This window comes from uncultured Nostoc sp., assembly GCF_964245575.1.
Classification (GTDB): Bacteria; Cyanobacteriota; Cyanobacteriia; order Cyanobacteriales; family Nostocaceae; genus Nostoc.
Map to the genome: position 1 here is coordinate 19,362 of NZ_CAXTNP010000029.1, position 21,539 is coordinate 40,900.

General features: G+C 42.0%; 18 protein-coding genes and 1 pseudogene. 14 read left to right on the forward strand and 5 right to left on the reverse strand.

The annotated features are described in order from the left end of the window. The 4 genes from ACFFAP_RS07270 to ACFFAP_RS07285 form a co-directional block, all read left to right on the forward strand. Positions 1-164 (forward strand): type II toxin-antitoxin system HicA family toxin (locus tag ACFFAP_RS07270; protein ID WP_375510608.1); only part of this gene is annotated, 164 nt, incomplete at its 5' end. Beyond that, positions 164-388 (forward strand): type II toxin-antitoxin system HicB family antitoxin, encoded by a 225-nt coding sequence (locus ACFFAP_RS07275; protein ID WP_375510589.1) that lies wholly within the window; start codon positions 164-166, stop codon positions 386-388. The genes ACFFAP_RS07270 and ACFFAP_RS07275, both read left to right, overlap by 1 nt. A 53-nt stretch (positions 389-441) precedes the next feature. Next, entirely contained in the window at positions 442-594 is a 153-nt protein-coding gene (locus ACFFAP_RS07280) for a type II toxin-antitoxin system HicA family toxin (RefSeq protein ID WP_375510590.1), read from the forward strand. Between the two features lie 11 nt (positions 595-605). After that, positions 606-827, forward strand: coding sequence for a type II toxin-antitoxin system HicB family antitoxin (locus ACFFAP_RS07285; RefSeq protein WP_375510591.1), 222 nt, complete (start codon positions 606-608; stop codon positions 825-827). Between the two features lie 76 nt (positions 828-903). Here ACFFAP_RS07285 and ACFFAP_RS07290 read toward each other — a convergent pair whose 3' ends face one another. The 4 genes from ACFFAP_RS07290 to ACFFAP_RS07305 form a co-directional block, all read right to left on the reverse strand. Beyond that, positions 904-1,317 (reverse strand): PAN domain-containing protein, encoded by a 414-nt coding sequence (locus ACFFAP_RS07290; protein ID WP_375510592.1) that lies wholly within the window; start codon positions 1,315-1,317, stop codon positions 904-906. Positions 1,318-1,443: 126 nt separating this feature from the next. Further along, the gene (murD, locus tag ACFFAP_RS07295; protein WP_375510593.1) at positions 1,444-3,033 is read right to left on the reverse strand and encodes a UDP-N-acetylmuramoyl-L-alanine--D-glutamate ligase; all 1,590 of its coding nucleotides are present in this window, start codon (positions 3,031-3,033) and stop codon (positions 1,444-1,446) included. 82 nt (positions 3,034-3,115) lie between these two features. Continuing rightward, complete coding sequence (gene glyS / locus ACFFAP_RS07300) at positions 3,116-5,269, reverse strand: glycine--tRNA ligase subunit beta (RefSeq protein WP_375510594.1); 2,154 nt, start codon at positions 5,267-5,269, stop codon at positions 3,116-3,118. A gap of 441 nt (positions 5,270-5,710) precedes the next feature. Then, the gene (locus ACFFAP_RS07305) at positions 5,711-5,887 is read right to left on the reverse strand and encodes a hypothetical protein (RefSeq protein ID WP_375510595.1); all 177 of its coding nucleotides are present in this window, start codon (positions 5,885-5,887) and stop codon (positions 5,711-5,713) included. Positions 5,888-6,029: 142 nt separating this feature from the next. On the opposite strand from ACFFAP_RS07305, the gene ACFFAP_RS07310 reads away from it, so the two are divergent. The 6 genes and pseudogenes from ACFFAP_RS07310 (at position 6,030) to ACFFAP_RS07335 (ending at position 12,329) form a co-directional block, all read left to right on the forward strand. After that, positions 6,030-6,395: a PEP-CTERM sorting domain-containing protein gene (locus tag ACFFAP_RS07310; RefSeq protein ID WP_375510596.1), complete on the forward strand. Its 366-nt coding sequence runs from the start codon at positions 6,030-6,032 to the stop codon at positions 6,393-6,395. A gap of 637 nt (positions 6,396-7,032) precedes the next feature. Next, positions 7,033-8,322: a glycosyltransferase family 4 protein gene (locus tag ACFFAP_RS07315; RefSeq protein WP_375510597.1), complete on the forward strand. Its 1,290-nt coding sequence runs from the start codon at positions 7,033-7,035 to the stop codon at positions 8,320-8,322. Between the two features lie 422 nt (positions 8,323-8,744). Continuing rightward, positions 8,745-9,293, forward strand: coding sequence for a TetR/AcrR family transcriptional regulator (locus ACFFAP_RS07320; protein WP_375510598.1), 549 nt, complete (start codon positions 8,745-8,747; stop codon positions 9,291-9,293). A gap of 373 nt (positions 9,294-9,666) precedes the next feature. Continuing rightward, positions 9,667-11,283: an efflux RND transporter periplasmic adaptor subunit gene (locus ACFFAP_RS07325; protein ID WP_375510599.1), complete on the forward strand. Its 1,617-nt coding sequence runs from the start codon at positions 9,667-9,669 to the stop codon at positions 11,281-11,283. Positions 11,284-11,451: 168 nt separating this feature from the next. Beyond that, positions 11,452-11,985: pseudogene (locus ACFFAP_RS07330) on the forward strand (efflux RND transporter permease subunit); the annotation flags it as partial. A gap of 11 nt (positions 11,986-11,996) precedes the next feature. Continuing rightward, positions 11,997-12,329: a hypothetical protein gene (locus ACFFAP_RS07335; RefSeq protein WP_375510600.1), complete on the forward strand. Its 333-nt coding sequence runs from the start codon at positions 11,997-11,999 to the stop codon at positions 12,327-12,329. Between the two features lie 324 nt (positions 12,330-12,653). Here ACFFAP_RS07335 and ACFFAP_RS07340 read toward each other — a convergent pair whose 3' ends face one another. After that, on the reverse strand, positions 12,654-14,570 hold the full coding sequence (locus tag ACFFAP_RS07340; protein WP_375510601.1) for a heavy metal translocating P-type ATPase: 1,917 nt from the start codon (positions 14,568-14,570) through the stop codon (positions 12,654-12,656). A gap of 223 nt (positions 14,571-14,793) precedes the next feature. Between ACFFAP_RS07340 and ACFFAP_RS07345 the strand changes: the two genes are divergently transcribed. The 4 genes from ACFFAP_RS07345 to ACFFAP_RS07360 form a co-directional block, all read left to right on the forward strand. Further along, positions 14,794-15,957, forward strand: coding sequence for a hypothetical protein (locus ACFFAP_RS07345; RefSeq protein WP_375510602.1), 1,164 nt, complete (start codon positions 14,794-14,796; stop codon positions 15,955-15,957). Positions 15,958-15,967: 10 nt separating this feature from the next. Continuing rightward, positions 15,968-17,098 (forward strand): precorrin-8X methylmutase, encoded by a 1,131-nt coding sequence (locus ACFFAP_RS07350; RefSeq protein WP_375510603.1) that lies wholly within the window; start codon positions 15,968-15,970, stop codon positions 17,096-17,098. Between the two features lie 213 nt (positions 17,099-17,311). Then, positions 17,312-18,337, forward strand: a complete 1,026-nt coding sequence (locus tag ACFFAP_RS07355; protein ID WP_375510604.1) for a glycosyltransferase — start codon at positions 17,312-17,314, stop codon at positions 18,335-18,337. A 983-nt stretch (positions 18,338-19,320) separates the two neighbouring features. After that, a partial coding sequence (locus ACFFAP_RS07360) for a substrate-binding domain-containing protein (protein ID WP_375510605.1) occupies positions 19,321-21,539 on the forward strand: 2,219 nt, incomplete at its 3' end.

Sequence of the window (21,539 nt, forward strand, 5' to 3'; positions counted from 1 at the left end):
TAGAAGCTGATGGTTGGTATCTTGCTAGAACTAAAGGTAGTCATCGACAGTTCAAACATCCAGATAAATCCAGTACTGTAACAGTGTCTGGTAAACCAAATGTGGATGTGCCAATTGGTACTCTTAAAAACATCTGGAGACAAGCTCAATTGGAGGAAGAGTAATGCGTTATACAGTTGTGATTGAAAAGGGAGAAACTAGCTACGGTGCTTATGTCCCTGATTTACCAGGTTGTGTAACTAAAGGTGCAACCTTAGAAGAAGTCAAGCAGATGATTGCAGAAGCTATTGAATTTCATATAGAAGGAATGCTAGAAGATGGTTTACCTATTCCTAAACCTACAAGCATCGCTCATGAGGTTGAAGTTGCAAACTACATCAAAATATAATTACAGGAAATCACTAAATTAGTACTAAACAATCCTCCTATAGCGGTTCTCAATTGCATGGTGGTTGGTATCTTGATAGAACTAAAGGTAGTCATCGACAGTTCAAGCATCAGGGTAAACCAGGTTTAGTTACAGTTCCAGGTAAATTATCTGACGACTTAGCCCCTGGTACTCTCAGTAGTATTTGGAGGCAAGCACAGTTATAAGGAGAACGGCAATGCATTACGTAGTGGTGATTGAAAAGGCGGATAGTAATTACTCTGCTTATGTCCCTGATTTACCAGGTTGTGTAACTAAAGGTGCAACCTTAGAAGAAGTCAAGCAGATGATTGCAGAAGCTATTGAATTTCATATAGAAGGAATGCTAGAAGATGGTTTACCTATTCCTAAACCTACAAGCATCGCTCATGAGGTTGAAGTTGCATACAGCAAAACATAATTATAGGAAATCACTAAATTAGCTCTAAACAATCCTTCTAGTACAGATTGGCAGAAGTTCGCACCGCACTTTTAGCTTACAATTTCACACCGGATACACAGCAGCTATTTGGTGTTAATGCTGGTGCTACAGATTTTAAATAACAAACAGCACTAGCACCTTGTACTCCTGGTCGAACATAGGTATAAGCACTACACTTGCTATCATTAACACAAGACTGCTGGCAAATTGAAGCGAATGGTTCAATAGGAAATCGGGAGTAATCGCTACCTGCTCTATCTCTACCAAATTCAGCAGTTACGGTAGAACGTGAAATAGTGGTTGAAAGTGCAGCCACTTGAGCCGTGGCAGGTTGAGCCAATGGTGTGAAGTTTACAATCGTACTAAAACCTAAAATCAGTAAAAGTGCTAACCCAAAAAATATAATATTTCTTGGGAAAACAAAATTTTTCTTTGCATATTGCCAAGCGGCAACCATTTTTAATTTCATAAATCTCTCCTGGCTGCACAGTATTATTATCAGTTGTGTATAATACAGTTAATTGCTACCAAATTCCAAAATTGTTAATAATTTTACAGAATTCATTCAGTGTGTAGCTTGCAGTTATGCAGTGAATCAATTAGGCAAAGGAGATGAAAAAATCGAGTTGTATTGAAGCTTCTCAGCTTTTGCCCAATCAAGGCACAACTGACGGAAACGATCGCCCCGCACCTCAAAATTCGGGTATTGGTCGAAACTCGCACAAGCTGGAGATAGCAACACCACAGGCGCTTCATACTCCTTGGCTAATTCCGCCGACTTGGGGACTGCCCTTTCCATAGTTTCCACAATTTCGTAAGAATAATACCCCACCTCTTGGAGGCGTTGGGCAAATGTGGGTGCAGCAGAGCCAATCAATAACACAGCAGCAGCTTTGGCTTGAATTTGTGCTAACCAGCCAGTATCATCACCTGCTTTAGCTTCTCCACCAGCAATTAAAATCGCTGGACTTTTCACAGATGCTAAACCAACTTCGGCAGCATCATAGTTAGTGGCTTTGCTGTCGTTAATGAAATCAATACCTTCCCAAGTGCAGATATGCTCCAAACGATGAGCAACACCGGGAAATTCAACAATAGCACGTGCGATCGCATCACGATTAATTCCCGCTAATCGTGCCGTTGCTACTGCCATCAAGAGATTTTGTTGGTTATGTTCTCCTACCATCCGCAAAGTAGATACTTTCACAATCGGTTCTGGTGCAGAGGTTGCAGTCAATTTTTCCACAACCCAGTCGTCCTCAATGTAAAAGCCTTTTTCGCTAATCAGGAAATCTTTTCCTTTGACACTTGTCCAATAGGCATCAGGCCAAGCACTTAAACCTTGCTGCCTCAAGTAGGCATCATCGCCATTGAATACTTGCAACTCAGACTGACGCAATAGCTTGGCTTTGATGTTGTAATAGTTCTCTAAAGTCTTATGGCGACTAAGGTGATCCGGTGTGAAAGTCGTCCAAATACCGATATGTGGTGCAAGAGAACTCGAAGATTCTATTTGATAGCTGCTAAGTTCCGCAATCACCCAATCGAGTGAAGAATTTGGAGTAGAGACACGATTAATCGTGTCTGTACAGGAGTTTGGAGTAGAGACACGATTAATCGCGTCTGTACAGGAGTTTGGAGTAGAGACGCGATTAATCACGTCTGTTAAGAGTGAGGAATTATCAAATGCTCTCCCTGCCTCCCCTGCTCTCCCTGCTCCTCTCCCCCTCCAAGATAGGGCAACATCACAAGCGGCGTAGCCAATATTACCGCAGGCGGGTGCATTTAAGCCTGCTGCTTGAAAAATGGCAGCAATTAAAGCTGTAGTAGTAGTTTTGCCGTTAGTACCAGTAATTCCTACCCAAGGTAGCGATCGCAAATTTCGCCAAGCGAGTTCCATTTCCCCAATGGTTTCAATACCTAATTGGCGTGCCTTAATTAATACGGGAATATCCCAAGGTACGCCAGGACTAACGACTATTAATTGGGGTAAATTAGCACGATTCAATTCTAGGGATTGGCCTAGTTTTACGGTTATTTGCTCGGCAGCGAGTTCTTGTTGTTGTTGTAGGAGGGTTTCGGAGGTGTTGCTATCACTTAGCTCTACCTCCCAACCTTCCCGTTTCAACAATCTCGCCGCAGCAATACCGGACTTTCCCAATCCAATTACAGTAGCTTTAGGCATAGATTGCAGCAGAGTCCCTGGTTAAGCACTCCCTATAGTAGCGTCTATTGGCAAAAATTACACAAGTTTTTATTAACCTACACTACAGATTTTTGACGATCGCACCAAAATCAGCTAAAACACGGGCATGATTGCGAACTAGTCCGAGCAGATGTAATCGATTACGCTTAACTTCTGGATCGGAGTCCATAACTAAAACGCTATCTGGCCCATCAAAGAAGTTACTAACTGTCGGAGCAATTTTTGTTAGTGCTGCTACTAATAGTTGATAATTTCGTGTCTGCTGTGCTGCTGAGGCAAGTGGTACTGATTCGATTAAGGCATTATACAAAGCTACCTCAGAGGGCTTTTGAAATAGTTCTTCACGAACTACGGTGGTTGGTTCTAGCTGTTTTGTATCCAAATCACCTTGAGCGGCTAATCGTGTGGAACGGTTAACGGTTTCGTAGATGTTATCTAAGGTACTGTCATTGCGGATTTCTTGTAAGTATAAGGCGCGATCGCGTACATCCAATAAATCTTTTAACGTCCGTTCTGTGTATTCTGGGTCATTTTCTCCCAAAACTGCATTTACTAAGTCGTAATCAATCTGCTTTTCTTCTTGTAGTAAAGTGCGGATGCGTTGTAAGAAAAACTCTTGTAACACTGCGGTTAATGATGCCTGGTCTTTGTGATATTTCGCTGCAAAATCTATGGCTATTTGCGCTAATAAATCATCTAAGTTTATCGGCAAATTATAAAACCAAATAATTTTAACTACAGCATTAGCAGCACGGCGCAAAGCGAAGGGGTCAGAGGAGCCAGAGGGAATTAAACCTAAACCAAAGATACTTACTAAAGTATCTAATCTATCTGCCAAACCGACAATTTGACCCGTGAGAGTTTCAGGTAAAATATCACCGGCTCCTGTTGGCAAATAATGTTGATAAATTGCCTTTGCTACCTCGGCATCTTCACCACTGGCTAAGGCATATTTTTCTCCCATAATGCCTTGCAATTCTGGGAACTCATACACCATTTGAGTAACTAAATCTGCTTTACATAATAAAGCAGCACGTTGGATTCTTTGACTTTGGCCTTCTTCTAATTCTAATTGGGTGCTGATTCGCTCGGCAACCTTAACTACTCTATCTACCTTGGTACGCACCGAACCCAATTCTTCTTGAAAAGTGACTTTTTCTAACTGTGGTAAAAAGCTTTCTAACGGCTTAGTTAAATCAGCTTCGTAGAAAAATCTTCCATCAGCTAATCTCGCACGAATTACCCTTTGATTCCCAACAGCAACAATATCTGATTTCTGGGGATCAGCGTTAGAAATTGTGATAAAGTTTGGTAATAATTCTTGCTGATAACTATCTGGTTTGAATACAGGGAAATAACGTTGATGAGTAACCATAACTTCAGTAATTACCTCAGTTGGTAATTCCAAAAATTCTGGTTCAAATTTACCAACAACTGTAGAAGGATATTCTACGAGATTGCTTACTTCCTCTAACAAATCGGGGTAAATTACTGTATACCCGCCTAAATTCTCTGCTACTGCCTTTACTTGCTCTTTGATAATATTTGCCCGTTCTTCTGGGTCAACTGTGACATAGGCAGACTTGAGAGCGGTAACATAATCAGTAGCTTGGGCAATTGTCACAGGATCAGGATGTAAGACTCGATGACCTTGAGAAATGCGATCGCTCTGAATCGTTTTAGAACCATTCACTAATTCTAGGGGTAGCACCGTCTCGTCTAATAAAGCTACCAGCCAGCGAATTGGTCGGGAAAACCTCGCATCCCCATTTCCCCAACGCATTAACCGCTTACCTTCTAAACCCCAAATCCATTGGGGAATTAGTTCTGTTAAAATTTCCGCTACAGGACGGCCAGGAATTCTTTTTTGTAAAAAGACAAATTCCCCTTTGTCAGTGGGGCGAAGGAACAGCGCATCCATTTCTACACCTTGCTTTTTGGCAAAGCCGATAGCAGCAGCAGTAGGTTGACCATCTTTAAAGGCGGCTTGGGCGGGGGGCCCTTTAATTTCTTCTTCTCGGTCTGGTTGCTGGGATGGTAGACCTTTAATCACTACCGCCAAACGCCGGGGAGTACCGTACACCTGAACACTTTCACCCTTGAGGCTGTTTGCTTCCAGGCTTTGGGGAATGCGCTCCTGCCATTGCACTAAAGCATCACTGAGAAAACTTGCAGGTAGTTCTTCTGTACCAACTTCTAATAGAAACGCAGGCATATAACACTGTTTTCAACTTTGCGTAGCTCAACTTTATCAGTTATTCTCAAGCGATCGCTCGTGATTTTTAGCTTAATCGGTCAGCCCCGACTCTTGGAGATGCACTCGCGTTCGGGGAAGTCACGCATTCACTCATTCAAAAATTTACCAAGCCCATACTTCGGCTCCTTTCGACTTACTTCGACTACGCTCAGTACAAGTCGCTCAGTAACCATAAATAAATTTAGGGGCTTGTACCTTTTTATTTCTGGTCAGAGTGTATTCCATACAAAACAAAGGAGCATAGACGCAAACGCGAGTGCGTCTCCAAGAGTTGTGGCTTGTCGTAAGACATCGTTAGAGACTTGGAATTTTATACAAAACTTCACAAAAAAAGTGTTCCACTTCATTGATTCATTACATTTTTTACCGTAGTTTTATGCGGTATTTACGTATATAAATTTATATCGTAAGCTTAGTTTTGTTTGATGGATTGATATGTGCATTATGCAAAAAATCAATTTTGGAGTTATGACCATGAAAAATATTTTTACCAAAATCGCCGCGATCGCAGCCACCACGTGCTGCTTTTAGTGTTGCTTCGGCGTAGCCCGCCGCAGGCATCGCTGCTGCTAACAACCCAGCCCAAGCTATTGAGTTAAACTTTAACTGGCAAGGTGATGCTGGTTATTCAGCAATAGGTTCATTCAGCTACGACGAAACTACAGCACCAACAATCATTTCAGAAGCTGGTGGTGGAGCGACCAACTTTTTACAATCCTTGAATGTCTCCTTCTTAGATCCATCTAATAATGCTCTGGGAACTTATAACACCGTTACTGGTGGAGTGTCAGAATCTGATTTCTTCGCTTTCAACTATGATACTTCCACTCAGACATTGTTTGGCCCCTTTGATATAGCAGGAGGGACGGGTGTAATTGGAGAATATTTCTTCCAGGGAACGCTTGGCGACTCTTTATTCTTACGTCAGGATGTCGATCAACAGGCAACGTCAATAACACTAGATCAAAATTCTGGCTCTATTCAGGTATCCAAAGTCCCTGAACCTGCTTCTATGTTTGGTTTGCTAGCGTTTGCTGCCTTGGGTGTAGGTTCATCTGTGAAGAAAAAGCAAGCCTCTTGCTAGAAATTAGGGCCTTCTAGTCAGAGCTTGCCAAATTTACTGAATCTCTATTCTAGCCCTACTAGTTCAGTGAACTGGTAGGGCTATCATTAAAACTCATTAATTCTCATCAACACTATGTGCCAGTTTAAAGGGCGGAATGCGGGTTATATGCACGAGCTTGAATATGATGGTAGAATCCCCCAAGTTGTAAATTTAGGCATTAGTTCAGAAACAACCAGGACAAATATTGTCATAAATAACCAGAAACTAAAAACTATCTTTAGAAGAGGATGTTTTAAAAGGGTATTTTCCTTTCATGCTGAACACAGCCAAGCATTTCAGTACATAACTGAAAGCTGATGTTTTCCTTGTTGTTGATCCAAGTCAGATCCAGAAAATTATACCTTCTGGAACTTTTAAAACGACCTCTAAAAACCTAAGGTATTTACACAAAGTGATACCTTAATTTTTAAGTGCTTTATGCAGGAAAAAAATTCTTTTTTAAAAACCACTAAAAAATTCATCAACAATGTTTAACGCACTGTTAATGAAGCAAATTTATAAATTTAAATAAGTAATAAAAGTAGCAGCACCTACTGATTATGAAGGAATAAATCCGATTATATCCGGCTGTCTTCACAAAATTCACAAATAGCTCATGCACATACTGATTTATTCCTACAACTATCATCCAGAGCCGATTGGTATTGCTCCGTTAATGACTGAATTAGCAGAAGGACTAGTAAAGCGAGGTCACCAATTGCGGGTGATTACGGGAATGCCCAACTATCCTCAGCGCGAAATTTACGATGAGTATCGGGGTAAGTGGTACGTTACTGAACAAAAAAATGGCGTTACCATTCAACGAAGTTACCTGCGAATTAAGTCTAAACCTAACCTTATAGATCGGCTATTACTAGAGTTGAGCTTTGTTTGCACGAGCTTACCCCAAGCCTTTAAAGGCGGACGCCCTGATGTGATTATCTTAACAGTACCGCCTCTTTTCGGTACTTTACCAGCAACAATATTTGGTTGGTTATACAACTGCCCAGTAGTTCTAAATGTGCAAGATATTCTACCAGAAGCTGCGGTACGGATCGGACTATTGAAGAACAAGTGGATGATCCGAACTCTTGCAGCCTTAGAGAAATTTGCATATCGGTCTGCACACACTATTAGTGTGATTGCCGATGGATTTCGTGACAATTTAGTGAATAAGGGAGTACCTATTAATAAAATCGTTTGTATTCCCAATTGGGTGGATGTAAATTTCATCTGTCCCTTACCAAAACCGAAAAATTCCTGGATATCTAGCCATCAACTTGATGGTAAATTTGTAGTACTTTATTCGGGGAACATTGCTCTAACGCAAGGTTTAGAAACAGTAATAGAAGCAGCAGTTTGCTTGCGTCATATTAAGGAGATTGTCTTTGTTATCGTTGGTGAATCAATAGCATTACAAAGGTTGCAGAAATATTGTATTTTAAATGGAGCAGATAATGTTTTGCTGCTACCGTTGCAGCCCCGAGAAAAACTACCCGAAATGCTAGCAGCATCTGATGTCGGGTTGATTGTGCAAAAGCGCAATGTGATTTCGTTTAATATGCCTTCAAAAATACCACTACTGTTGGCGAGTGGTCGCCCGATTGTGGGTTCAGTTCCCGCCACTGGTACTGCTGCAAAAGCAATCCAACTCAGTGGTGGTGGGATAATTGTTGAGCCAGAATCACCCGATGCAATCGCTGCTGCGGTGCATGATTTATATGCTAATCCTACTCTAGGGGCGAGGCTAGGTAACGCAGGAAGACAGTTTGCCGAAGAAAACTATTCTTTGGAGCAAGCACTTAATCGGTATGAAGGGCTGCTTTCTCATATTGTTGCTAACCGAAAATCAACTCTAGGTATCTTGCCGAAATTAAATTCCAAAAAATCAGTTGTGGATGGTTAAAAAGGGCTGGAGACTGGAGATTTTTTACAAAAATGGGATGCTTTCTTAATTAGCGAACATTAAGGAACTGGGAATACAAAACCGTAATTAGGAAAAATTAAATCACCCATTCGGGTGAGTTGAAAATCAACCGATCGGGTGACCTAAGTGTAGGAAGTTGAGACTGCTCAAAAATAGGATTCTAGAGAACACTGATTGATTGTACGTCGTTCTTGGTGGAGGATAACTTGATGAAACTTACAACCTTACTTAATAAAGCTCAATTAACAGCGTAGGCGTAGCCCGCCATTGGCATCGCTTCATACTTTTCTCTTCCCTAAGATCAGTATTCACTACTACTTAAGAGCGATAAACTCATCTGTAACTTCTATTCATCTCATCTTTTATGTGATTATAATGCAAGCAAGCACTTGCAAACGCTCATGGAAAACTTAGCATCAAGGACGGCACAAACTCATGCACGCTTGATCAAGGCAGCAACTCAGGTGTTTGCAACAACAGGAATAAATGGAGCGACGACGCGAGAAATTGCTCGTGTTGCTGCGGTCAATGAGGTAACTTTATTTCGTCATTTCCAGACCAAAGAGCAACTACTAGCTGCTGTGATTACTGAAGTGATCGCTTTACAAACAGAAGCTTTAGCCCATCACGACGGCTGGACTCAAGACCTATACATTGACCTCAAGAATTATGCAAGGCTTCGCAACCAGATGATAGAGGAGTATGAAGACCTGATTCGGACATTTATTGGGGAAGCGAAGCGACATCCTGATGCCGCCCGTCTGATCTTATACGAGACTGACAAATCGCTGCGCGAACAGCTAGTTGTGTACTTGCAAAAGAGTCAAGAGAAGGGCACGGTATCCTCAGATATAGATTTGAAAGCATCTGTGGATAGTTTCACGGGTATGTTGCTTCACGGTATCCTGCGTTTTAGCGATATCCCCACCGCACTCTTTGTACAGTCGTGAATGCTACATGGAAACTTGTGTGAATTTATTTGTGCGTGGTATTAGCACTTTGCCTTTGCAGAAGGTAGGAGGTTTAATTGATTAGTCTGCAACAAGATTAACCCTGTTTTCTTTTTCAGCTAAGGCACTGGGTTGAGACTACCTAAAAAAGATTTTATAAATTACACTTTGAAAATGATTTAATCTAAGTAATTTACAAAATAGCCATAATGTGCTATAGGATATTTATTTCAGGTGCTAGACAACGTGAGCGATCGCCCAAATACCCAAATACCCAAATACCCAAATATATTTGTCAGACAACATGACAACAATGCTTTTTTAGCGAAGAGTAGATTGCCCAAGTCTAAATCCACAAGACGAGAAACCGAATATGTCCAATTCTGAGTTCCCTGATTCTACCCTGCCTGTTGAAATAGAACAGCCTGCTGTTAATGATTCTAGTCAAGAGTCGCAACCATTGCCAGAGCGATCGCCAAAGCCACCTCAAAAGCGGCGTTGGCCCCTGCTGTTGGGAATCGTCCTATTAATTGCAGGTGTTGGTATTGGTTGGCGCTGGTGGCAAACTAGTAATGCTAGCAATGCACCACCGGGCGGGCCTGGTGCTGGTCAACCTATGGCAATTCCCGTCAAGCTAGCAACTGTGCAAACTGAAACTGTGCAGGATAGTTCGGAGTTTATTGGCTTCTTAGAGGCTCCACGTTCAGTAATCATCAAGCCACAGGTTGAAGGACGAGTAACGCAGATTTTTATCCAAGAGGGCAACCGTGTTCAACAAGGGCAAGTTATTATTAGTTTGCAAAGTGATAATGTCCGAGCTCAATTATCACAAGCAAAAGCTGGACTAGAAGAAGCCCAAGCAAAGCTTGCTGAACTCCAAGCGGGTACGCGACAAGAAGAAGTTGCCCAAGCTAGAGCGCAGTTAGCCCAAGCCCAAGCTCGGTTTCGAGATGCCCAATCGGGATCGCAACCAGAAGAAATTGCTCAAGCTGAGGCTCAAATTCAGTCAGCTAAATCTGACGTGGAACTAGCACAGTCACGAGCCAAGCGATACGGACAATTGAGAAAAGAGGGTGCTGTTTCCCAAGATACCTTAGAAGGATATGTTAAAGAACAGCAAAGTGCTGAAGCTGCCCTTGTTGTAGCCCAGAAACGTTTAGACCAACTCCGCCAAAGTAGAAATTCTAGTATCAATGAGCTAGCTGGTGCCCTAGAACAACAGAAACAAAACTTAAGGCAACTAGAAAATGGTTCCCGCCCAGAAGAAATTGCCCAAGCGCGATCGCAAGTAAGTCAAGCAGCAGCCCAAGTCCAAGCAGCCCAAGTCCAAGTGCAATACACTAAAGTCCTTGCACCTTTCACTGGCATTGTTGGTCGTATTCCAACAAAGGTGGGAGATTATGTAGAAAAAGCAGATCAACTCACTACACTGACTAGAAACGACTCTTTAGAACTAAATATTTCCGTTCCCCTAGAAGATGCCAAAAAACTGCGCTTGGGATTAACAGTGCAAATGCTAAATGCCCAAGGCAAAACCACAGCAAGGGGTAAGGTGAGTTTCATCTCTCCAAATGCTAGTTCTGATTCGCAGACAGTTTTGGCTAAAGCCAACTTTGGTAATTCTAGAAGTCAACTGATCAATCTCCAGTCAGTGCAAACCAAAGTAATCTGGAACGAACGTCCAGGAATTTTAATTCCAGTTACAGCAGTATCTCGCCTGGGTGGAGAGACTTTTGTCTTTGTCGCTCAAGCACCAGCAGAAAAGCCGAAAGCTGAAGCGCCGGCACAAAAGCCGAAAACTGGAGTGTCATCTCCATCTTTAGTAGCTCAACAAAAACCCGTGAAATTGGGAGTTATTGAGGGGAATAATTATCAAGTTATCGAAGGACTAAAAGCTGGGGACAAAATTGTTGTTTCCGGTATTCTTAGTCTAACCAATGGCGCTCCTATCACTCCTGCACCGCAAGAAGTGGGTAGTCGGAATCTTTAAGTCAGGAGGTAGGGAGCAGGGGGAGCAGGGGGAGCAGGGGACAAAAGTTAGAACTTGCAACGCCGTCTTTCCCTTCCCCTTGTCCCCTTGTCTCTTCCCAATGCCAAATACCAAATGCCCGATTTTTTAAACCATGTTTGTAGACTTCTTTATTAAGCGGCCAATTTTTCTTTAGCATCAGGGATGGTGGTAGACGATGCGATCGTTGTGGTGGAGCAAATCACCCGTTTTATTCAGCATAAAGGAATTAGTCCTCGCCGAGCGGCTAGTGAATCAATGGCGGAACTGTTTGGCGCAGTTATTGCTACTTCACTAGTATTGATGGCGGTGTTTGTGCCAGTGGCGTTTTTTCCGGGAACTACAGGCGCACTTTATCGGGAATTTGCGCTGACGATCGCTTTCTCCATTGCGATTTCGACTTTTCTGGGTTTGACTTTAACACCTTCTTTGTGTGCGTTGCTGCTGCGTCAAGGACAAAAACCTTCAGGCTGGCTGGGTTGGATTTTTGACCAGATTAATCGATTCTTGGAATGGGTAAGGTCAAGTTATGAGCGATCGCTTACCTGGCTGGTACGATTCAAAAGCATCGTCATTGGACTGTTTATTGTTTCTTTGGGAATGACTGCTTGGCTATACACCACAGTACCAACAGCCTTTCTACCCGATGAAGACGAAGGCTACTTCATCACCATCATCCAAGGGACGCATTGGCATTGTCAGCTGATGCATTGGCATTGTCAGCCGATGCATTAGCATTGTCAGCCGATGCATTGGCATTGTCAGCCGATGCATTGGCATTGTCAGCCGATGCATTGGTATTGTCAGCCGATGCATTGGCATTGTCAGCCGATGCATTGGCATTGCAAAGTATTGCCAAATTTAATTCGCTACGAATTAATGAAATGCTGTACCTAGTAAAGCTGGTGATCCGTTCATGTCATAAAGGTGATACCCAACTTCCTGAAGCATCTGTAACCCAAATCATGGTGCTGTGTTGCTGGACTCGGTATTTGAAATCTTGCCGTTTTATTCCTATCGGAATATAGACTATATGTCTACTTTTCTGAATTCGCCCATTCGCAATGGGCTACGCCCTGCTACGTTCGCAAAGCGTCTCGTAGAGAAGAGAGCAATTACAGCTATTTTCAGGTAAATAGACCACGCGGTAGGGAACATTGCTGTGCCCCTACGATAGATGTGGTTCAAATATATGAAAACTGCTGTAAACTAAGCCACGCCACTTGCAAGTGGGGTTTTTACCTACCTTGAGATACAAGGACTTTTTCGCGCCACTTGCGGCGAGGTTTTGAACATGAAGCTTTTTTGATAAATAAATGGCACAGAGGACATAGAGAAAAGAGAAAAGTGCTTTATTTCAGCAATCTCAGCCCACTGAGGGTAACTAACACTGTAGAGCCTTCATGCCCAATGACGCCGATGGGTAAGTTAATATTTCCCAGAAAGTTGCCCACCAAAAGCAACATAATGAAACCCAACGCTACGAATATATTTTGTTTTACTATGGCTTGCGATCGCCTACCCAAATGCATCGCTACAGCAATTTTTTCTAACCTGTCTGCCATCAGTACTATATCTGCGGTTTCTAATGCCACATCACTACCAGATATTCCCATCGCTATACCCACAGATGCTTGGGCTAGAGCCGGTGCATCATTAATCCCATCGCCCACCATTGCCACAGTTTGATATTGTTGCTGTAAACGGCGAATCACATCAAGCTTATCTTCTGGTAGAAGTTGAGCATACACCCGATCAATTCCGACTGCTTTGGCGACACTGTGAGCAGTTTCTTGATTATCCCCGGTTAACATGACAATTTGTTCAACTCCTAATTTCTTTAACCGGGTAATGGTTGCGGCTGCTTGCGCTCTGACTTCATCTGCGATCGCAATTATACCCATCACCTCTGCTCCCCTGCTTCCCTGTGCTACCCAAACGACAGTTTTACCTTCTTGCTCTAAAGATTGAGCCATTTCTGGCAATTCTTCAGGTAAATTTGTGACATACTTTTGCACAAAAATCGCATTCCCCACAATTACCTGTTGTTCTTGGGTGATTCCTACAATTCCTTGTCCAGGTATAGCTTGCACTTGAACTGCACCAACCCGATCCAAATCACCAGCCGCCTGTACAATTGCTTTACCGATGGGATGTTCAGAAGAGGATTCTACTGCTGCTGCGGTTTTTAATACATCTGCTTGAGTGTATTCACCAACTGAAATTACCTGAAAAACCTGCACCTGTCCTGTTGTGAGAGTACCAGTTTTATCAAATGCGATCGCTCGGACTTTGCCAATCTTCTGCAACTGCGCCCCATTTTTAAACAAAATCCCCTGTCTTGCACCATTGGCGATTCCCGAAAGTAGGGTGGGCATAATTGCAGCCATCAGCGCACAGGGAGAAGCAACCACTAAGAAGGTAAGCGCCCGATAAATCGTCGTTTCCCAATCCCAACCCCAGAGAAATGGCGGTAAAGTTGCTAGTAATATTCCGGCTACTACAATGACTTTGGCATATCCTTTCTCAAAGCGATCGATAAACTCTTGCGAAGGTGGTGTTTGAGTCTTTGCTTGTTCTACCAAACGAATCACTCGCTGGATTAAACTGCTTTGGGCTGGTTTGTGTACTTTAATCTGCAATGCACCATAGCCGTTGAGTGTGCCGGCAAATACTTCTTCGCCTACCGTTTTCTCTACAGGTAAAGACTCGCCTGTAATTGCAGCTTGATTGAGGGTGCTGTAACCGGATAAAATTATCCCATCAGTAGGAATTAGCTCTCCGGGTTTGACGACAATCTCATCACCCACCTTTAGCTGACTAATAGGAATTTCCTCTTCCCTTCCCTGAAGCAAAACCCTTGCTGTATCTGACGTCAAACTCATCAAACTCCTGATACTCCGCTCAGTTCGCTGCATAGCATAACCTTCTAGTGCGCCACTGATGGCAAAAATCAGAATCAAAATTGCCCCATCAATAATTAGATGATATTCTCCTCGCCATAAGCCGAGGCTAGCAGCACCAATGGCGGCGACAATCATCAGCAAATCTACATCAAGTTCTCTTTCTTTGAAGAGAGTAGTCAATCCTTCCCGCGCACTTTCGTAACCACCAATCACGTAAGCAGCAGGTAGCAGCAGGAATGCCAATCCCAAAGCGCCAAGATGCAAGGCGAACCATCCGAGAAATAACAGTAAGCCACACAAAAGCGCTGCTACGGTATCTGCGTGTTCTCTGGTGAATTGGGTGAAACGCTGGGGATAGAGCATGAGAGGTGAATTTACAGGGACTCTCTCACCCTAAAGCTTGACATTAATGTTAATGTCAAGCTTTATAATGATTTTGAAACGCATAGGCGCTTCGCCTTCCCACAAGGTAGGGGCGCTGAGAAAGGCGCAAAGATACGCAAAGTTAAATCTTTCTCTGCGTTCCTGGATGAAAAATTAGTTACAATAAACACATAAAAATGGGAGTTTTTTATTTAACAAAGATATGAACTTAGAAGAATTAATAGCTCAATTAAATGCAAATATCTTCCTTAAAGAATTTTCATTTTCCAAAAACAATTTTACTCCAAAAGGTAGCAGTGAACTAGAGCTTGCAGATCATGTTATATGGCTTGACGACCTCATGATTGTTTACCAATTCAAAGAAAGAACGGGAGGAAAAAGCTCAGTAAATAGCGAAAAAAAATGGTTCGAGAAGAAAATACTTCAAAATGCTAAGAATCAGATACGTGATACACTTCTTTATTTTAAACAATATGAACACGAGATAATTATACCAAATCAAAGAGGGCATATTTTCAATATGAAGTTTAATCAGATTAAAAGTTTTCTCAAAATTATAATATATTTATCTAATAAGCAACTTCCGGAATATTATAAAAATAAAAAATATTACATTAGCAGTCAAGAAGCAGGGTTTATTCATATTGTCTCTGGTAACGATTATTTCAATATTTGCAAAACATTATTAACACCGACAGAAATTAGTGATTATTTTATTTATCGTCAAGATTTACTTATCAAGCATACTCATAATGCTGAAAAGTTACCTGAAGCTGCTATTGGAGGTCAGTTCTTATCAGGAGAAGATGCAAGTTTTCCTCCAAGTAAAAATTTTCTTGAATATTTATACAGGCTAAAAAACGATACAGATAATTTTAGTATTTCAGGTATCCTAGAAAACTTCTACAAAAGAATAAAATATATAAATTGCAATGAAGAAAATACTGAATATGCTTATTATAATATCATCGTTGAATTTGCAAAATTAAGAAGAATAAATCTTCAAGAAGTAAAAGTCAGAATAAAATTATGCTTAGAAGCTTGTGACTCAGATGAATTTGAGTTGCCTTATAGAATTGTTTTACCCGAAACTGGCTGTGGTTTTGTTTTTATTCCTCTTCAACACGAGCAAAAAGATGTTAGGTTGAAGTGGTTACATAATCTAACCTATGCAGCCAAATATGATCAAAAAATACGACGTTGTATAGGAATTACATTTGTAAAAGAAGAGGAAGACTATCTTATGGACTGGTGTTTCTTGGATAGTGATTGGCAATATGATTCTGCAATAGAAGAAAGTTTAAAGAATTGTTATCCTTTTAGACCAGTACAAGAAAAATTAATACCTTCTTATCAATTTGAGTAATAATCAAAAGATGAACGCTGGTTGCTTAACTATTAAAGAACTCACTGATGCAGTTGGCGGCGGTTTAACTCCACGGATGGTGCGCCATTACCATCAATTGGGACTGCTACCGCAACCAGTGCGATCGCCTAGTAATTATCGTCTCTACACCAACAAAGATGTCCTCCGGTTGCAACGGATTGTAGCACTTAAGCAGCAAGGGTTTCAGCTAAACCATATCCGCAATATTTTGGAAGCCGAACCAGAAGCGGATACAACTGTTAACCTCATGGGACAACTCCAGCAGCAATATCGGGCGGTGATGCAACAAATTTCCCAACTGCGACAAACAGCATCAGCATTAGAAGGATTATTGGGGCGCGATCGCCATTGTCAAATTATGCAGGCGGAAGTTTTGGCACAACTGAAGTTACTTGATGTTGAAACCCAAGCCGGATTGGGAGGATTGGAAAATCTCTGGAGTGGCTTGGATGCTGAAATTCATACGCACTCGGAAGCTTTTTCAGAATCTTTACAACGCTTATTACCTGATTTATCTCACCGTTCGGAAATTGAACAACACTTAATTTCTCAGTTAGTTTTGGCTTGTGGTGATGTGAGTTTGGTATCCTTTGTTAAATTGAGTCAAGATGCGATCGCAGCTAGTCGAGAAGCTTTATCTTCAAGCTGTCAAATTGTTGTCGATACCCAAACGGTTGCTGCTGCTTTAGATCAAACCCGATTACTTCACTTGGGATGCCACATTGAAACCTTGATTGATAATCCCCATATTACCACCGCCACAGAGGCAGAAGTTGCTTTTTGGCAGCATCAAGAATGGCGAGAAAAATTGCAGCAAGTAAGTAAGGGTTGTGTTCTGGTAGTTGGTTATGCTCCCTCAGTACTTATAGAAGTTTGTGAGGCGATTACCAACCAGAAAATTCAGCCTGCACTAGTAATTGGAATGCCCATTGGCTTTAGCCATGCTCCCGCAGCCAAGCGACAACTGATGCAACAAGAGATACCTTTTATTACAGTTGCAGGCACTTTAGGAGGTGGCGCTTTAGCTGCTACTACCCTAAATGCCTTGGTGGAGTCATTGATTGATAAGCCAGATTGTCATTGTTATCTCAAAAATGTAGTAGATTCCGGTGATTGCTGAACAATTAGAACTCAGTACTAATACCGTTACTTTTTGCTAATATTCATTAACAAATATATTCTTTTATAATTCGCAATAAAAGCGAAGTCGAATTTCCCATCACGGGAGACTGCTGAAAACGAGGGTTAACAAGCTTGATTACCAAAACTTTTCAAGCCTTTACAAATAATTTTGCTGGGTTATACTCGACTGGATAATTGATTCCATATTGCCATGAATCATAAGTTACCAGTTATTTATTTTTACATTCCCCAAAACCAATGGCCTAGCGATCGCATATTAGAAAATTCGGATCTTTACTGGCAATGGCAAAATTCTCTACGTTACGGTCAAGGGCGATATAACTGGACTCTACAAACCTATCTTCACCTCAAACATGATGGATTTCCATGTCAATTGGTAGGAACTTTACCCACTGAAGGAATTGTTTTGGCGCATCGCGATTTTTTGCCAGACAACCTACAACCAACACCACAATTATTGATTGTTTGTTTGCGTGCAGATAGAAGTCATCATCCTTACGCACAGCTTCATATTATCCAAAATACTCAAGATGAAATTACAAGATATTCTGCAAGCCTTTGGCAAACCTATTATATGCCCCATTGGCCCCAGTCTGGATTGATTCCTCGCGATCATCAGCGTGGTGATACATTTGAAAATGTTGCCTACTTTGGTCAAGTAGACAACTTAGTTGCCCAGATGCAAACAGATGCCTGGAAACACCAAGTCAATGCTTTAGGTTTAAATTGGAATATTGTGAACTTTGAACGCTGGCACGACTACAGTGATGTGGATGTTGTCATTGCCGTGCGTAGCTTTGATAACAATACATATAACATTAAACCAGCATCTAAATTATATAATGCTTGGCAAGCTGGAGTTCCGATCATTCTTGGTCGTGAATCTGCTTACCAATATGAACGTAAAAGCGAACTCGATTATATAGAAGTAGCTTCTGTTGACGAGATAATTACATCTCTGAAACGCCTGCGCGACAATCATAAATTACGTCAAGAAATGATAGACAATGGTCGTATTCGCTCTGTAGAGACGGGGATTGAGGAACTGACTGCACGGTGGCGTAGCTTTTTAACAAACGTAGCCTCTCCCACCTATGAACGCTGGCGAGATGCATCAAGTTGGCAACGCAAAATATTTTTACAACGCCGTTACTTCACTTTGAAGACAAGTAATATTAAATCTCGCCTAAATAAGCTTTTACCAACCCAGAATTAGTTGATAAGCTAATCAGCATTTAAGTTGCATAAAAGTAGGGCTAGAGCCGCTAACTACAAGCAAATCATTCTGGAAACATGAATGACGATTAGCTTTGCACCCCACACGCCAGATGCTCCCCTTAATCCCCTCCACGCCTGCTCTTTGGAAGTTCTTAGGGTTTAATAAGTAATCAAGCGGACATGATATAGCAATCCGATTTGATTCGGTGAATTACTCGTAGAGACTCAATACTTGGGACTGGGGACTCAATACTAGGAAGAAGCAATAAAGGTGTACTGAGTTTTTTTCAAAAATTAAATATGAGTCCTATATCCCTCTTTCATCACTCTCACCAGAGGAAAAAATAAAATCGTTGTTAAGCAAGACTTTCAGGCGAGAAACGTAATTATGACAATAATGTTAGAAAATAAAGCTCTAAACCCAATTGCTGTCTAATGTTTAAAAGTTACCTTCGATTTTTCTTTGACCAGAGTGATGGAAGAGCGATATAAAACAGTCTTTACGCCAGGGTTCCCAGCAGGAAACCCCCTTCTTGCTGATAAAGGCTGTGTAAGACCATTGACTCGTAAGGGCAAGGGGCAACGATCTATGAATTCAGAAGCGCCGATTGGGGTCAGTGTGTGGTAGTTCACTAATAAAATAATTCCTAATTGTCGCCATAGGCTATCAATTTGGTATAAGTTGCAATATAAATTAGAAAATTTTATAGTAAACAGACTCTAGCAATTAGAGTATACATTATCATGCTATACAAACAACAGCGAAGTATAAATCAATATAAGTGCGTTAAAGGAACTTATAAGTAAAGATAACTCAGATGTATAATTAGCGCGTCTCCTCCATAATCCCTAAAAAGATCGCGATTTAGGATTTATAGGCTTTCTATTTTTTACTTTAAAAAGGGGCATATGTGGCAACAAGAAAAAAAAGATACTTCGATAGTTAGACTGGTATTATGGCTTGCCTTAGTTACAACCCCTATGGCAGCAAGTTTACTGGTGTCAGAACCTATGCTGGCACAATCTAAACCTGAAACTTCTTCTTTTACACTGCCGCAAACAGTGCAGAATGGGACGATAGTGCGGATTGATGGTTCAAGTAGCTTGGGTGCAATCAACCAAAGCCTGAAAGAGAATTTTGAAAAACAGTTTTCTGGTACAAAGGTTGAAGTTGCTGCTAACGGCACAGATACGGCACTGAAAAATTTGCTAGATGGCAAAATCGATATAGCAGCAATGGGGCGTGGGTTGACGCCAGCAGAAAAAGCCCAAGGACTAGAGCAAGTTCGCTTGCGCCGTGAGAAGATTGCGATCGTAGTTGGTGCAGATAATCCTTTCAAAGGAAGCTTGACCAGTAGGCAATTTGCCCGCATTTTTCGGGGACAAATTACAAATTGGTCACAACTAGGAGGGTCTCCAGGGAAGATTCGGTTAATCGATCACCCTAACACGAGTGAGACTCGCAATACTTTTCGGACTTATCCAGCCTTCAAGACTGCTGAATTTGCTACAGGGCCCAATGCTACCCAACTAACTGAGGATAATACCGCAGAAATCATCAAACAACTGGGCAAAGACGGCATCAGCTATGTGTTAGCTAATCAGGTGTCAAAATTGAAAGGTGTGCGAGTTCTGCAATTACATCAAGCCTTACCAGATGATGAAAAATATCCCTTCTCGCAACCTTTAGTTTACGTTTACAAAAAAAATCCGAGTGTAAGCACAATAGATTTTCTTGGCTTTACCCTTGCACCCCCAGGACAGAAGGCTATAGAACAAGGTATAACTGCCGAAGCAGAGGCGATCGCCACCAACGTATTACAACCTGCACTCACGGCTTCCCCCAGTGCCCAGACGACACCTGCTGCTACGCCTTCCCCTAGTGGAACTACTTCTGCATTTGCCGAACAGCCATTTGTGGCTCCTGCTCCTACACAACGCAGTCCAATTGTCAATAGGGAAACACCATTTTGGTTGCTCCTACCTTTGTTTTTTGTTCCTGTAGCTGGAGCGTTCCTATGGTGGGTTCTGGGAAAACGCCCATCATCTACTGAGAAAACAGACAACTTACCAGAATCAGATCCTCCTCCACCCAGCAGAGAAGATAGAGAAATGGCAGCGATCAACGCCAGCACCGCTCCCTCCATTAACGGAGCAATGCTTGAGGAGCAGCCAGTGCCGCACTTCCAAGAGCAAGAAAGCCCCGATCGCACTCCTTTCAACATCTATGCTCAAACAGAATCTGACCTGACCCAGAATGCTACTCAAGGGACATCAAATTTAGTACAAGAGGGAACTAATGGCATTTCTAATTCCTATGAAGACACAACATCAGGCGTAGCTAATAGCTCAGAAAATAACAACTTGGGAGCCGCAGCTTTAACTAATGGTGCAGCTCTTGCAACGGGTATCGGGGCGGCTAGCTGGTCTGCCTTTACCAACAAAGAAACACAAACAGATGCGATTGATGAGACAATTAATCAAAGTAATTATACTGAGATAAACCCTGAGTCTGATTCTGATGAAATTGCCTGGGATTCTGATGAAATTGAATGGGACATAGAAGCCCCAGCAGCTGTAGTAAATACTTCATATCCTCACCTGGCTAATATTCCAGAAGAGGTATCTGATGTGGAATTATCTTCATCTGAGGTGACAGCCCCACTCCCAGAATTACCAGATGTGCCAGAAATCACATCTGATTTTGGATATTGGGACACAGAAATTAATCAAGATCAGATAGATGAGGAACTTCAAGCAGAATTAAACTGGCTAGAGAGTATTACCTCAACTGAATATACAGACTCAGTAGATGAATTAGCTTTACCAGAGTCTGGCGAAGTGACAGCCGATGTAGAACGATCAACTGTAGAAACATCTTCACTGCTCGACGATTTACCAGAATTATCAGAAGAAGAAGATGTATTCAATGTAGTAGCGGACGCAGCTGAACCCACTGTCAATTTGCCAGTGGAAGAATCTCAAGCAGAGCCTACTGTTGAGGAAGTTATTGCTGAAACTGACTCCACAGATTTAGCGGGTGCTGCGGTAGCAGCAGGCGTAGGTATTGCAGGCTGGACTACCATTTCTGGATTAGATACCAAAGGAGAAACTGATACTACAGTTGACAATGTGCCGATTGCGGCTGAAACAGCTGTTGATTTGATAGATGCAAAAGAGAGCAGTATCGTCCTCACACC